The organism is Streptomyces sp. NTD107 (assembly GCF_059510435.1).
The window spans coordinates 1-13,449 of record NZ_JCAJZV010000013.1 but is presented as its reverse complement, the minus strand read 5'-3'; the positions used below and the strand labels follow the sequence as shown (position 1 = coordinate 13,449).

At 67.7% G+C, this 13,449-nt stretch carries 12 protein-coding genes; 7 read left to right on the top strand and 5 right to left on the bottom strand.

The window, feature by feature from the left end:
- Positions 1–5: 5 nt before the first annotated feature.
- From AC5WRL_RS22505 to AC5WRL_RS22495, 3 genes are all read left to right on the top strand, one after another.
- Positions 6–845, top strand: a complete 840-nt coding sequence (locus AC5WRL_RS22505; RefSeq protein ID WP_496090451.1) for a class I SAM-dependent methyltransferase — start codon at positions 6–8, stop codon at positions 843–845.
- Positions 846–892: 47 nt separating this feature from the next.
- Complete coding sequence (locus tag AC5WRL_RS22500) at positions 893–1,348, top strand: tellurite resistance TerB family protein (RefSeq protein WP_496090574.1); 456 nt, start codon at positions 893–895, stop codon at positions 1,346–1,348.
- 120 nt (positions 1,349–1,468) lie between these two features.
- Positions 1,469–2,032, top strand: coding sequence for an SgcJ/EcaC family oxidoreductase (locus AC5WRL_RS22495; RefSeq protein ID WP_496090450.1), 564 nt, complete (start codon positions 1,469–1,471; stop codon positions 2,030–2,032).
- A gap of 57 nt (positions 2,033–2,089) precedes the next feature.
- Here the strand turns inward: AC5WRL_RS22495 and aspS are convergent, their stop codons facing one another.
- The 3 genes from aspS to AC5WRL_RS22480 form a co-directional block, all read right to left on the bottom strand.
- Positions 2,090–3,862, bottom strand: a complete 1,773-nt coding sequence (gene aspS, locus AC5WRL_RS22490; protein WP_496090449.1) for an aspartate--tRNA ligase — start codon at positions 3,860–3,862, stop codon at positions 2,090–2,092.
- A 99-nt stretch (positions 3,863–3,961) separates the two neighbouring features.
- Positions 3,962–4,927, bottom strand: coding sequence for a pirin family protein (locus AC5WRL_RS22485; RefSeq protein WP_496090448.1), 966 nt, complete (start codon positions 4,925–4,927; stop codon positions 3,962–3,964).
- Positions 4,928–5,009: 82 nt separating this feature from the next.
- Positions 5,010–5,534, bottom strand: coding sequence for an SseB family protein (locus tag AC5WRL_RS22480; RefSeq protein WP_496090447.1), 525 nt, complete (start codon positions 5,532–5,534; stop codon positions 5,010–5,012).
- 114 nt (positions 5,535–5,648) lie between these two features.
- Between AC5WRL_RS22480 and AC5WRL_RS22475 the strand changes: the two genes are divergently transcribed.
- The 4 genes from AC5WRL_RS22475 (at position 5,649) to AC5WRL_RS22460 (ending at position 10,946) form a co-directional block, all read left to right on the top strand.
- The gene (locus AC5WRL_RS22475; protein ID WP_496090446.1) at positions 5,649–7,484 is read left to right on the top strand and encodes an acyl-CoA dehydrogenase; all 1,836 of its coding nucleotides are present in this window, start codon (positions 5,649–5,651) and stop codon (positions 7,482–7,484) included.
- Positions 7,485–7,646: 162 nt separating this feature from the next.
- Positions 7,647–7,916: a hypothetical protein gene (locus tag AC5WRL_RS22470; RefSeq protein WP_496090445.1), complete on the top strand. Its 270-nt coding sequence runs from the start codon at positions 7,647–7,649 to the stop codon at positions 7,914–7,916.
- Positions 7,909–8,553 carry a DUF6879 family protein gene (locus AC5WRL_RS22465; protein WP_496090444.1) on the top strand — a complete coding sequence of 215 codons (645 nt, stop codon included), beginning with the start codon at positions 7,909–7,911 and terminating at the stop codon, positions 8,551–8,553. Before AC5WRL_RS22470 ends, AC5WRL_RS22465 begins: the two co-directional genes overlap by 8 nt.
- Before the next feature lie 8 nt (positions 8,554–8,561).
- Positions 8,562–10,946 (top strand): ATP-binding protein, encoded by a 2,385-nt coding sequence (locus AC5WRL_RS22460; protein ID WP_496090443.1) that lies wholly within the window; start codon positions 8,562–8,564, stop codon positions 10,944–10,946.
- A gap of 142 nt (positions 10,947–11,088) precedes the next feature.
- Here AC5WRL_RS22460 and AC5WRL_RS22455 read toward each other — a convergent pair whose 3' ends face one another.
- Positions 11,089–11,949 (bottom strand): immunity 49 family protein, encoded by an 861-nt coding sequence (locus AC5WRL_RS22455; RefSeq protein ID WP_496090442.1) that lies wholly within the window; start codon positions 11,947–11,949, stop codon positions 11,089–11,091.
- 154 nt (positions 11,950–12,103) lie between these two features.
- Positions 12,104–13,120: a hypothetical protein gene (locus tag AC5WRL_RS22450; RefSeq protein WP_496090441.1), complete on the bottom strand. Its 1,017-nt coding sequence runs from the start codon at positions 13,118–13,120 to the stop codon at positions 12,104–12,106.
- Positions 13,121–13,449 lie beyond the last annotated feature (329 nt).

Genomic DNA, 13,449 nt, shown 5'->3' with positions numbered 1-13,449 from the left:
GGAACGTGACGGACCACACGGATCACCCGCGCCACACCGATCACCCGGACCACACCGATCAGCAGCACCAGCCGCATCAGGGCGTCCAGACGGATCAGTACGACGGCATAGCCGCGGACTACGCCGAACACACCGCGTCCAGCATCAACAACGCGCACTACGACCGGCCCGCCATCCTCGATCTGGCGGGCGAGGTGGCCGGGCTGCGGGTGCTGGACGTGGGGTGCGCCGCCGGGCATCTGCTGGCGGAGCTGATCGGACGCGGCGCGGCGTCCGCCACCGGCATCGACGGCAGCGCGGAGATGATCCGGCTGGCCCGCGCACGGTGCGGCGCCGGTGTGGACTTCCACCGCGCCGATCTGGCCGAACCACTGGACTTCCTCCCGGACGCGTCGTTCGACCTGGTGACCGCCTCCCTGGTGATCCACTATCTGAAGGACTGGGTGGCACCGCTGACCGAGCTGCGCCGGGTGCTGCGGCCGGGCGGCGCGCTGGTGATGTCGGTGCACCATCCGGGGGCGGACTGGCACTGGTTCGACCGGCCGGACTACTTCCGTACCGAGCAGGTGGAAGACACCTGGGAACTGGCGGGCCGGCCGCACACCGTACGGTTCTACCGCCGCCCGCAAGGGGGTACCTCCCGGACGAAGTCTGGGGGAGCGTGCTTCGCCGCGCTGCGGGAGGCGGGGTTCACGGTGGACCAGCTGGTGGAGCCGCTGCCGCGCCCGGAGGCCGAGGAGAAGGATCCCGAGGCGTTCGAGGTGCTGTCCACCTCGCCCGGCTTCCTGTACTTCCGCGCGGTCAATCCCGGGGTACGGAACCAGGCCCGCGCCCGGGTTCGTTGAGGACAGGTAACGCTCACTCAACGCGACGCACGCCGAGGAGAACAGACATGGCCCTGTGGGACCGGATCAAGGATTCCGCCCAGAACATGCAGTCACAGCTGGTGGCGAAGAAGAACGACCTGAAGAGCGGGGCGTTCCGGGACGCGAGTATGGCCATGTGTGCGCTGGTGGCAGCCGCCGATGGTTCGGTGGATCCGGTGGAGCGGCAGCGGGTCGCGGCGCTGATCGGGAACAACGAGGTGCTTCAGAACTTCCCCGCCGATGATCTGCGGCAGCGGTTCAACAAGTACGTCGACCAGCTCACCGCCGACTTCGACTTCGGGAAGATCGGGGTCATGCAGGAGATCGCCAAGGTGAAGAAGAAGCCGGCCGAGGCGCGTGCGGTGATCCAGATCGGTATCGTGATCGGCGGCGCGGACGGGGACTTCGACGCCGATGAGCGGAAGGTCGTCCGTGATGTGTGCTTCGCCCTGGACATCCCGCCCGCCGAGTTTGACCTTTAAACTAAACTGATCAGTATTGAACGAACATGGCTGGGCTTGGTCAACTCCTTGCCCTGCCATGCCAGTTCCTTTACTCACTCTTGTACGGTCCTTCACCGCGGACCTGTACTTCTTGGCAGCATGCGAAAGATCAACTCACGGTCCCGGACCGCTTACGCCGTCGCCGCCAGCAGCCTGCTGCTCCTCACCGCGGCCTCCGGTGCGACCGCCGTCGCCTCCGCCGACGTCAGTGCGGAAACGTTTGGTCACGGCAACGGCCACGGCCACGGCCACCACAACCCCCCCACTCCCACCTACCCGACCCAGCAGGAGATCCGGGACCAGTTCGACAAGTGGAACGACGCCCTCGCCACGCTTGACCCGGAGGAGGTCGCCGACCGCTACGCCGCCGACGGCGTGCTGCTTCCGACCCTCTCCAACCAGATCCGGTCGGACCGCGACGGCATAGTCGACTACTTCGAGCACTTCCTGGAGAAGCACCCCTCCGGCAAGATCAACGAGTCCTATGTCGACATCCTGAGCCCGACCTCCGCCGTCGACTCCGGCTCGTACACCTTCACCCTCACCGAGAACGGCGTGACCTCCACCGTCGACGCCCGCTACACCTTCGTCTACGAGAAGGACGCCAAGACCGGCGAGTGGCTGATCGTCAGCCACCACTCCTCGGCCAACCCCGAGGGCTGACCTCGCGCACGACAGGGCCCGGGAGGACGACGTCCTCCCGGGCCCTGTCGTTACGGCCTACTTCTCCTGCGCCGCCGGCCTGCGCACGTTCAGGTGCAGCTCGCGCAGCCGCGACTCGTCCACCTCGCTCGGTGCGCCCATCAGCAGATCCTGGGCGTTGCCGTTGAGCGGGAAGGCGATGGTCTCGCGGATGTTCGGCTCGTCGGCCAGCAGCATCACGATGCGGTCCACGCCCGGGGCGATCCCGCCGTGCGGCGGGGCACCGAACTTGAACGCCCGCAGCATGCCGCCGAACTCCCGCTCCACATCCTCGCGCGAGTACCCGGCGATGCCGAACGCCTCGTACATCACATCGGGCTCGTGGTTACGGATGGCGCCGGAGGACAGCTCCACGCCGTTGCAGACGATGTCGTACTGCCAGGCCAGCACGTCCAGCGGGTCCTTGCTGCGCAGCGCCTCCAGGCCGCCCTGCGGCATGGAGAACGGGTTGTGCGAGAACTCGATCTGCCCGGTGTCCTCGTTCCGCTCGAACATCGGGAAGTCGACGACCCAGCAGAAGCGGAAGACGCCGTCCTCGAAGTGTCCGGCGCGGCGGGCGGCCTCCACCCGTACCGCGCCCATGATTTTGGAGACCTCGTCGAAGTCGCCGGCGCCGAAGAACACCGCCGTGCCGGCCGTGGCGTCCAGCTTGCCGAGCAGCGCGTCGGTGTCGGCCTCGGTCAGGAACTTGGCGATCGGGCCACTGAGCGTACGGCCGTCCTCGCCGACCCGGATCCAGGCCAGGCCCTTGGCGCCCTGGGTGACGGCGTACTCGCCGAGCTGGTCGAAGAACTTGCGCGGCTGCCCGGCGGTGTCCGGGACGGCCAGCGCCCGTACGTGCTGGTCGGCGAACGCCTTGAAGCCGGAGCCCGCGAAGATCTCCGAGACGTCGGTGAGTTCCAGCTTGGCGCGCAGGTCCGGCTTGTCGGAGCCGTACTTGAGCATCGCCTCGCGGTACGGGATGCGCGGGAAGGGGGAGGTGACGTGCCGGCCGCCGCCGAACTCCTCGAACAGCTCGGTCATCACCTTCTCGATGACCTGGAAGACGTCCTCCTGCTCGACGAAGCTCATTTCGACGTCGAGCTGGTAGAACTCGCCGGGCGAGCGGTCGGCGCGGGCGTCCTCGTCGCGGAAGCAGGGCGCGATCTGGAAGTAGCGGTCGAAGCCGGCGATCATCAGCAGCTGCTTGAACTGCTGCGGGGCCTGCGGCAGGGCGTAGAACTTGCCGGCGTGCAGGCGGGAGGGGACGAGGAAGTCGCGGGCGCCCTCGGGGGAGGTGGCGGAGAGGATCGGGGTGGCCAGCTCGGTGAAGTTCTGCGCGGTCATCTTCTGCCGGATGGCGGAGATGACCTGGGAGCGCAGGATGATGTTGCGGTGCATCCGCTCCCGGCGCAGGTCGAGGAAGCGGTATTCGAGGCGGCGTTCCTCGTTGACGCCGTCGTCGGCGTTGATGGTGAACGGGATCTGGTCGGCGGCGCCCAGCACCTCGACCTCGCCGACCTCGACCTCGATCTCGCCGGTGGGCAGTTCGGGGTTGACGTTGTCCGCGCCGCGCGCGATGACGGTGCCGTCGACGCGGATCACCGTCTCCTTGGAGAGCGAGCTGAGCTGCTCGCCCACGGCGGAGCCGGGGCGGACGACGAGCTGCACGATGCCGTAGTGGTCGCGCAGGTCGATGAAGAGGATGCCGCCCAGATTGCGGCGGTTGTGCAGCCATCCCGACAGCCGGACATCCTTGCCGATGTCCGCGGAGCGCAGCTCGCCGCAGAGGTGGGACCGGTACCTATGCATCGTTCATCCAAGTCGTCAACATGTTCCGGGAATGGACCACTCAGACTACCGTCCCGCCCCGGCGCCGCTCACCGCAAAGGTATAAACCGGTCAAAGCTCCTATTTGGCGACGTTGCGGGTGGCGGGGATGCGGCCGAGCCGTCCCGCCTGGAAGTCGTCGAACGCCTGGGACAGCTCGGCGTGCGAGTTCATGACGAACGGCCCGTAGTGCGCCATCGGCTCCCGGATCGGCTGCCCGCCCAGCAGGATGATCTCCAGGGCCGGGGTGTGGGAGTCCTGCCGCTCGTCGGCGCGCACGGTGAGCGTCGCGCCGTCCGTACCGAAGACGGCGGTCTGGCCCAGCTCGACGGGGCGGCGCTCCGTACCGACGCTGCCGCGGCCGGCCAGCACGTACGCGAGGGCGTTGAAGCCGGGGCGCCAGGGCAGCGTCAGCTCGGCGCCGGCGGTCACGGTGGCGTGGATGAGGGTGATGGGGGTGTGGGTGACGCCGGGGCCGGCGTGGCCGTCGAGGTCGCCGGCGATCAGGCGCAGCAGCGCGCCGCCGTCGGGGGTGGTGAGCAGCTTGACGTTGCCGCCGCCGATGTCCTGATAGCGGGGGTTGGTCATCTTGCTCTTGGCGGGGAGGTTGACCCACAGCTGGATGCCGTGGAAGAGGCCGCCGGTGACGACCAGCTCCTCCGGCGGGGCCTCGATGTGCAGCAGGCCGGAGCCGGCGGTCATCCACTGGGTGTCGCCGTCCTTGATGACGCCGCCGCCGCCCTCGGAGTCCTGGTGGACGAAGGTGCCGTCCAGGAGGTACGTGACGGTCTCGAAGCCGCGGTGCGGGTGCCAGGGGGTGCCCTTGGCCTCGCCGGCCGCGTACTCCACCTCGCCCATCTGGTCCATCATGATGAACGGGTCGAGGTGCCGGTAGTTGATGCCGGCGAAGGCGCGGCGGACCGGGAAGCCCTCACCCTCGAAGCCGGTGGGGGCGGTGGTGACGGTGAGCACCTTGCGGGCGTCACTGCCGGTGGGGGCGGCGACCTTGGGCAGGGTGAGCGGGTTGTCGACGGTGATGGCGGGCATGTCGTACCTCCTCGGCGGCTACCACCAGAATAGTTGAACAGTGAACATTCGTCGAGGGGGCGCCCGGGGCGCTGCTTCCGGGTCAGCCGTACATACGCCGCATGGTGTAGTCGACCATCTCATTCACGGCGGCGGCCTCCAGGACCAGGCGGTGCTCGCCCTCCATGTCGAGCGCGAAGCCGTACCCGGTGGGCAGCAGATCCAGCACCTCACCGCCGGTGACCGTGAAGTAGCGCGACTCCTTGCCGGCGTAGCGGCGCAGCTCGCGGAGCGAGGTGAAGAGCGGGATGACGGGCTGCTGGGTGTTGTGGAGCGCCAGGAAGCCGGGGGTGTCGCCGCGCGGGCAGTAGATCTTGGCGGAGAGGAAGATGTCGTGGAACTCCTCCGACGACAGCGCGCCCGAGGTGTACGCGCGCAGGGCGTCGGTGAAGGACGGCGGCGCGGGGGCGGCGCCACCGGCGGCGGGGGCCGCGGCGGCCTGCTGCTGTTGCTGCGCCTGGGGCTGGGGCTGGGGCGGCTGCTCGGGATAGAGCTGCTGCCCGTTGTAGGCGTCCCCGTAGGGCTGCTGCTGCTGACCCGGGTACGGGGTCTGGTCGTAGCCGTACATGCTCAGCAGCCTACTGAGTGAGGAGGGGGCGGTTTCCGCTTGCTTCTTATTACCGGTGGGTAGCATGATGGGAGTTACTACCGGGTACTGTCGGAGCGAGCTGGAGTCGTCGCCATGGGTCACTACAAGTCGAATCTCCGCGATATCGAGTTCAACCTGTTCGAGGTCCTCGGCCGCGACGCGGTGTACGGCACCGGGCCGTTCACCGAGACGGACACCGACACCGCCCGCACCGTCCTGCGGGAGATCTCCCGGCTCGCGGAGAACGAACTCGCCGCCTCGTACACGGAAGGCGACCGCAACCCGCCGGTCTTCGACCCCGCCACCCACACCGCCCCGCTGCCCGACGCCTTCAAGAAGAGCTACGCCGCCTACATGGACGCCGAATGGTGGCGGCTCGGCATCGGCGAGGAACTGGGCGGCACCGTCGCGCCGCGCTCGCTGCTGTGGGGCTTCGCCGAATTCATCCTCGGCGCCAACCCGGCGATCTGGATGTACGCCTCCGGGCCGGCCTTCGCCTCGATCCTGCACGACGAGGGCACCGAGGAGCAGCGCAGGATCGCGCAACTGATGATCGACAAGGGGTGGGGCTCCACCATGGTGCTCACCGAGCCGGACGCCGGCTCGGACGTGGGCGCCGGCCGCACGAAGGCGGTGCGCCAGGAGGACGGCAGCTGGCACATCGAGGGCGTCAAGCGCTTCATCACCTCGGGCGAGCACGACCTGAGCGAGAACATCATCCACTACGTACTGGCCAGGCCCGAGGGCCACGCGGGCGGTACGAAGGGGCTGTCGCTGTTCATCGTCCCCAAGTACGACTTCGACTGGGAGAGCGGCGAACTGGGCGAGCGCAACGGCGCCTATGCCACCAACGTCGAGCACAAGATGGGCCTGAAGGTCTCCAACACCTGCGAGCTGACCTTCGGCACGGGCGGCGACGGGCGGCCGGCCAAGGGCTGGCTGCTGGGCGAGAAGCACGACGGCATCCGGCAGATGTTCAAGATCATCGAGTTCGCGCGGATGATGGTCGGGACGAAGGCGATCGCGACGCTGTCGACCGGCTACCTCAACGCCCTGGAGTACGCCAAGGAGCGGGTCCAGGGCCCGGACCTCGCCCAGTTCACGGACAAGTCCGCGCCGCGCGTCACCATCACCCACCACCCGGACGTCCGGCGCTCGCTGCTCACGCAGAAGGCCTACGCGGAGGGCATGCGCGCCCTGGTGCTGTACACGGCGAGCGTGCAGGACAGCATCGAACTGAAGCGGTCGGCGGGCGAGGACGCTGCGGCGGAGGAGGCGATCAACGACCTGCTGCTGCCGATCGTGAAGGGGTACGGCTCGGAGCGCTCGTACGAGCAGCTCGCCCAGTCGCTCCAGACCTTCGGCGGCTCCGGCTACCTCCAGGAGTACCCGCTGGAGCAGTACATCCGGGACGCCAAGATCGACACCCTGTACGAGGGCACGACCGCGATCCAGGGCCAGGACTTCTTCTTCCGGAAGATCGTCCGCAACCAGGGTGCGGCGCTGGGCACGGTCTCGGCGGAGATCAAGAAGTTCCTGACCGACGCCCCCGGCGGCGACGACCTCGCCACCGCCCGCGACCGCCTGACGACGGCGGCGGCCGACCTGGAGGTGATCGCCGGCATCATGCTCACCGACCTGGCGGCCACCGAGAAGGACGTGAAGTCCATCTACAAGGTGGGCCTGAACACCACCTCCTTCCTCCTCGCCACGGGCGACGTGATCGTCGGCTACCTGCTGCTGCGCGGCGCGGCGGTGGCGGCGGAGAAGCTGCCGACGGCATCGGCGAAGGACAAGCCCTTCTACGAGGGCAAGATCGCGGCGGCCAAACACTTCGCGACGACAGTCCTGCCGACGGTGACGGCGGCCCGCACGGCGGCCGAATCGGTCGACCCGACGGTGATGGACCTGAACGAAGCGGCGTTCTGAGCGACACGGGAACAGGGAGGGCCCGGCCCCGGCGAACACTCGCCGGACCCGGGCCCTCGCCGTACTACGCGCCCCTGGCACGCCGTTGAAGCGGACAGCCCCCACCCCTACACTGAGTGACGGGTGCCACACGCCCTGATCGACTCGTGAAGGGAGTCAGCCATGGCACGTTCCTGGGAGGCGGATCCGTCGGCGTTATTCGACCGGCGGCTGGGCAAGTCGGCACAGGAGCTGGGAAACAGCGACGACAAGGGCGACTGCCCGGACATCTGGCAGCTGGACAACGGCGATATCGCGGTGATCGGCCGCGATCTGACCAGTGCGTACGGCTCACGGCTTCCGGAGGGCGTCACCCTCGCCGCCGATGAGCGGCTGGTGGTCATCCCCGGCAACATGCTGCACGCGCTGAAAGCGGACATCCCCGATGCTTGACCTCCAGCCCCCGGTGCTCGACCCCGCGCGCGGCGAACGGCTCAGCAGCCCCGAATACCAGCGGGACTTCCAGCGGCACGACGAGAAGATCAAAGACCGCATTTCCTGGAAGTTGGAGCGGCTTCAGCACTTCGAGGAGCGGAACAACCCCAGCCGGGACGCGCTCCGGGACGGGGACTGGGGCCGGGCGCTGCGGCTGCTGGACGACCGGGGTGATGCCCTGCGCCGGACCGTGGCGGAGGAAGTCCGGGTGGGAAACATCTTCCACCGGCTGCGCGTGGTGGAACAGCCCCTCACCCCCTACCTCCAGTGGGAGTTGCACTCGCTGCGCAGGCAGGCCGAGTACGGACGACCCGCCCGAGTGGTCGGCGCCGACGTGGTGCGCGCCCATGAGGCCGCAGGGGTACTCCCGGAGATCGTGATCCTGGCGAGTGAGGTCCTGTATCACGTTCAGTACTCGGAACAGGGTGTCCCGCAGGGGGCGCTCCGCTTCACCGACCCCGGCCTCATCGCGGGCTGGGAGCAATTCATCAAGAGTCTCTACGCGACGGGGGAGGACCTGATCACATACGTGGACCGCGAGGTGGTCCCGCTTCCCCCACCGAACCTGACGATGAAGACGACGGACCGGGAGTAGCGATCACGGTGGGCGGAGAGAACGAGCTGTCGGGGACCGCCCGCGACGCGGTCCAGGCGGGCAGCATCAGCGGCGGCGTGCACTTCCACGAGCACGCCACCGGGCCGGGTCGACCGACCAGGGAGCGGATCCCCCGGCAACTACCGGCGGAAGTAAGGGGCTTCGTGAACCGTACGGCCGAGCTGGACCGGCTGAACGCGATTCTCGCCGCAGAAGACGGCACGACACCGCTGGTCGTCTCGGTCTGTCTGATCGCGGGTACCGCCGGGGCGGGCAAGACCGCCCTGGCGGTGCGCTGGGCCCATCAGGTCCAGGAGCAGTTCCCGGACGGTCAGCTGTACATCAACCTGCGCGGCTACGACCCGGGCGAACCGGTCACCGCGCGGGAAGCCCTGCACCGTTTTCTCTCCGCTCTCGGCGTTCCCGCCCCCGCGATCCCGGACGACATCGAGGCTGCGTCGGCCCTCTTCCGCTCACAACTGGCCGACCGCCGCACTCTGATCGTGCTGGACAACGCCGCGACGGTGGCCCAGGTGCGACCCCTGCTGCCGGGGAACTCCCGTTCTCTCGCCGTTGTCACCAGCCGGGGTCTGCTGTCCGGTCTCGCCATCCGGGAAGGCGCCCAACGCCTCACCCTGGGGACCCTCCCCGAGCCGGAGGCGGTATCCCTCCTGCGGGCGGTCACCGCCGGCTACCGCCCCGAGGACGACGCCGACAAGCTCGCCGAACTCGCCAGGCTGTGCGCCCGGCTGCCGCTGGCCCTGCGAATAGCGGCCGAACGCGCCGCCACCCACCCCCATATGCGGCTGGACGATCTGATCGCCGATCTGCGGGATGAATCCGCCCTGTGGGACACCCTCAGCACCGGCGACGAGGACGAAGCCGAGGCGGTACGTACCATCTTCGCCTGGTCCTACCGCGCCCTGAACCCCGACGCCGCGCGCCTGTTCCGCCTCCTGGGCCTGCACCCTGGCCCGCACATCAGCCTGGCCGCCGCGGCGGCCCTCGGCTCGGCCACCCCACGCCGTACCCGTCAACTCCTGGACACCCTCGTCGGCGCTTACCTGATCGAACAGACCGCGCCCAGCCGCTACGCATTCCACGACCTGCTGCGCGCCTACGCCACCGACCAGGCCCGGAACGACGAGTCCCCGGACGAACAGCGGGCGGCCCTGTACCGCGTCCTCGACTGGTATCTCCACACCGCCCATGCGGTACGGGGGTGGACCAAGCCGGAGGAGGACCCGCTGCCGCTCGACCCGCCGGGCGGGGGAGTACTGCCGCTGTCCTTCCCCGATTACGACGGAGCGGTGGACTGGTCGGAACAGGAGGTGGAGAACTTCCTCCCGGTGGTGCGCGCCGCCGAGGCGGCCGGGGAGGACCGCCTCGTATGGCTGCTGTCCGCCGTCCTGTACGACGCCCAACCTCCGTCCACGACCATCCACGACTGGCTGACCATCGGAGAAGCCGGACTCCGAGCCGCCCGCCGCCTCGGCGACCGGGCCGCACAGGCGCTCCTCGCGGAGTACCTCGGGATGGGCCGCACCAAGATCAACCAACTGACGGTGAGCCTGGCGCACCACGAGGTGGCACTGACGATCCGGCGGGAACTCGGTGACCGCAGGGGCGAGGCCACCTCGCTGAACCTGCTGGGCATTGTCCACCTCCGCCGCCGCAGGCTGACGGCCGCCGAGGAACGCCTCAACCAGGCCATCACGCTGTGGGAAGAGCTGGGCGACCCCTACTGGGCAGCGGTCTCCCGCTCCAACCGGGCCAGTGCCGGACAACTGGCCGGCCGACTGGAGGAAGCTGCCGAGGATGCCGGCCAGGCCCTCGCCGTGCACAGGGAGTTGGGTCGGCGCAACAGTACGGGGAACGCCCTGCGCATCCTGAGCGCCATCCACGGTGAACGCGGCGAGGCAGCAGCGGCCCTCGCCACCGCCCAGGAGGCGGTGGAGATCGCGCTCGAACTCCGCGCCCACGTGCTGGAGGGCTACTGGCTGATCACGCTGGGCGATGCCCAGCGTGAGAACGGGCAGCACGCTGACGCCCTTGCCTCCTACCAGCGTTCCGCCGCCCTGCACCGGCGGCTGGGTGACCGAAGCCGGGAGGCGATGGCCTGGCAGGGCGCAGGCGAGACCTACCGGGCGATGGGCCGGGATAAGGAGGCCGCCGACTTCTTCCGCCAGGCGGCGACGGCCCACCGCGAACTCGGAGACCGCTGGTACGAGGCAGTGGCCCTTACCGCACTGTCGGCCACGGCCTTGGACGAGGCGACCACCCACCTGGCCCGGGCGGCCGGCCTGCTGACCGACTTCACGGACCCCAGGGCCATCGCCCTGCGGCAACGCATCACCTCACAACAGCCCAGTCCGCTTCACGGCGACGATTAGCCCCCGATCCGCACCGGTGAAGTCGGAGAGGATCAACAACGATTGGTAGAAATCGACACCGGTGAGCACGGTCCTGCTTTCCGGAGACGTCCACACCAGCCTCTGGAGAGGACAGCGTTATTCACCTCGGCGTGCCGTCCTCTCACGTGGGGAACTCTCCTAGCCAACCGCGCTGCAAGAGGTGCTTGGGCAGATAATCCGACTCGACCTCGATCGGAATCCCCCCGTCGAAGGCGAGGCAGGCAATGGCGAGTGGTCCCAGAGCGATGCGACCGTCAGGGTCCTTCGCCCGGTCCTCGTCAGCGGTCCAGTAAGCCTTGTGCAGTTCCAGTGCCTCCATCAAGGCTTGGTTGAAGCTCTGTGCATCGTTGGTGACGAAGCGGTGGAAGAGATTGATCGGTGGATAGAGCACGGCCTGCAAGAGAGGCCGAGGGGTGACTGAAACCGCGTCAGGGTGCGACCTTTCGACTGCGGCGATGAGATTGTCAACCAGCCCGGGCCGCTGCAACCAATACGCCTGCAGGGTATCCACCCAGTGGTAAATGTACTCGTCATAGGCACCCTCCGGTGAACGGAGGCGATCAAGCGTGATCTCGCACAACTCGGTCATCCGCCTCTGGTCCCGGCAGACGACCGCCAGCCAGAACGACGTCAGCCAGTTCCCTGCATCGGCGAACGAGCTGCGTCCGAGAGCTGGGATGTTGCGCAGCTGTCGGTTGATGCGGCACTCGACGGTGCCCTCGCTCGCACCTGCTGCGGCGAACATTGCTGAGCCCAGCTGCATTGCATTGACGACCCCCTCCCACGTCTCCAGTTCCGCCGCGCGCGGATCGATGGTGCAGCGGGCGCGTAGATACAGAAGAGCGGTCCTGAACGTGGAGTCGATCATCTCCGAGGACTGCTCAAGTTCGTCGATGTCTTCAGCCAGCTCCTGACCCAGCTCCTCCGCCCACCTCGCAGCATTGGAGCCCGGCTCGCCGTGCCGGGTGACCGTAGCAATCACGGAAGACTCCTCTGGGGCGCAGACCATTTGGGGTTCGGGAGTGGTGTTGTTCAGGCAGTATTGACCTTGGTCCGCTCAGGTTATTCAGGGCAGCGTCCCTTCTGTATGATCATGAATCATGAGACCCTGAAGAATCCCTTCGGCGCTTCCATACTCAGTACCGTCCCGAGAGTTCTTCCAGGGCGTCCAAGGACGGGGCTTCGTGGGCTGTGTCCTCGATGACCAGGCCGGTCTGCGGGCGCGGCGGGCTATGGGCGGCCCACGACAGAGCGGTGAGTGGACTGAGCCCTTGACCATGAGCAGCCCGCAGGCGTAGCAGCCATTCTGCGCCCGCCTCGAATGCCGCCTCGCCAGCGGCTGTTCTGGGTTCGAAGCCTGCGGCCTCATCTCCGGTGGAGGCCCAGAGATAGCCCAGCGTCTGTCCGTCGCGCCGAACTGTGAAGTAGCGGACCGGATGATCGGTGATGTCCTGGTGTTCGTCGTCTGACGCAGGAATTCTGGAGCGGATCAGCCGGGAGCGCGTGGGAACCTCGAATGTCCCCCAGGAGTCGTCGTAGGAGAATCCCTCGATGCTCGGATCCTCAAAACCCGTCTTCGTGGGGGTTGCGTGGCGGTTCGGGTCGCCCGGTGTCGAATCGCTGCCGAGCAATGCTGAGATTTTCGCCAGAGCTTGGGCCAGGCGGGGCGCATTCTCCGCGTATACCTCAGGCTGCTCCCGGTCGCGCGTGTCCATCGTCAGCCAGGCGTCGGTGTACGTTTCCAGGGTTCCCACGAGCAGGCTGCCTTTCCAGATATCCACCTGCACGACGAACAGTTTCTCTACGCGGTGTTTGACTCCTGATCCCAGCCAGTAGCCAGGGCATTCAATCCGGACGCTCACGAGGAAATCCCCCGTGAGGGAGTCAGCGTCAGCCATGGCCCGCGAGAGGGCCGTTCCAAGGGACAGGGGCTCCGGCTCCAGAGGAAGACCGGAAGCCTCGACAGGTACCTCTCGGATATCGCCCATGGCTCGGACCGAAACACTGACCCTTCCTTCGGGGACTGCCAGTTCGTTTTCGGTCAGGATATTCCAAATGGCTACCGCTGTTTCCGCTGCACGAGTCGGCTGCATCTCTTCCGCATCCGACGCGACTTCCCATGTCCAGTCGCCAACTGGGCTTGAGGTGATCACAGTATGTCCTTGGGATCGAGTTTGCTACCGGGCGGGATGACGAGGTTTCCATCCTCAATGTCGGCCGGAGAGTTCTTTCAGGGCGTCCAAAGAGGCGTGTCCCCGACGGCCATGCCTGCCTTCGCGGCCCACGACGGTGCGTTGAGCGGTCTCAGGTCACCCGTATATGTGGGGTCCGCCCTTGACGTCGTCCACGGTCTACGAGATCCGCCCACGTGGAGGTCCGCCCCGACACTCCGGATGCATCAGTGCGTCCGCCACCGGATCCATGACCTGCACCTCGGTCCCCCTGGTACGGTAGTCCGGCCGCCACTGCGGTGCCTCAAATT

What these genes read in the sequence shown, in the direction of transcription:
- AC5WRL_RS22470 (WP_496090445.1), top strand. Translation starts at nt 7,647, where the DNA reads ATGGCACGTTCCTGGGAGGCGGATCCGTCGGCGTTATTCGACCGGCGG.
- AC5WRL_RS22465 (WP_496090444.1), top strand. Translation starts at nt 7,909, where the DNA reads ATGCTTGACCTCCAGCCCCCGGTGCTCGACCCCGCGCGCGGCGAACGG.
- AC5WRL_RS22475 (WP_496090446.1), top strand. Translation starts at nt 5,649, where the DNA reads ATGGGTCACTACAAGTCGAATCTCCGCGATATCGAGTTCAACCTGTTC.
- AC5WRL_RS22480 (WP_496090447.1), bottom strand. Translation starts at nt 5,534, where the DNA reads ATGTACGGCTACGACCAGACCCCGTACCCGGGTCAGCAGCAGCAGCCC.
- aspS (WP_496090449.1), bottom strand. Translation starts at nt 3,862, where the DNA reads ATGCATAGGTACCGGTCCCACCTCTGCGGCGAGCTGCGCTCCGCGGAC.
- AC5WRL_RS22500 (WP_496090574.1), top strand. Translation starts at nt 893, where the DNA reads ATGGCCCTGTGGGACCGGATCAAGGATTCCGCCCAGAACATGCAGTCA.
- AC5WRL_RS22495 (WP_496090450.1), top strand. Translation starts at nt 1,469, where the DNA reads ATGCGAAAGATCAACTCACGGTCCCGGACCGCTTACGCCGTCGCCGCC.
- AC5WRL_RS22485 (WP_496090448.1), bottom strand. Translation starts at nt 4,927, where the DNA reads ATGCCCGCCATCACCGTCGACAACCCGCTCACCCTGCCCAAGGTCGCC.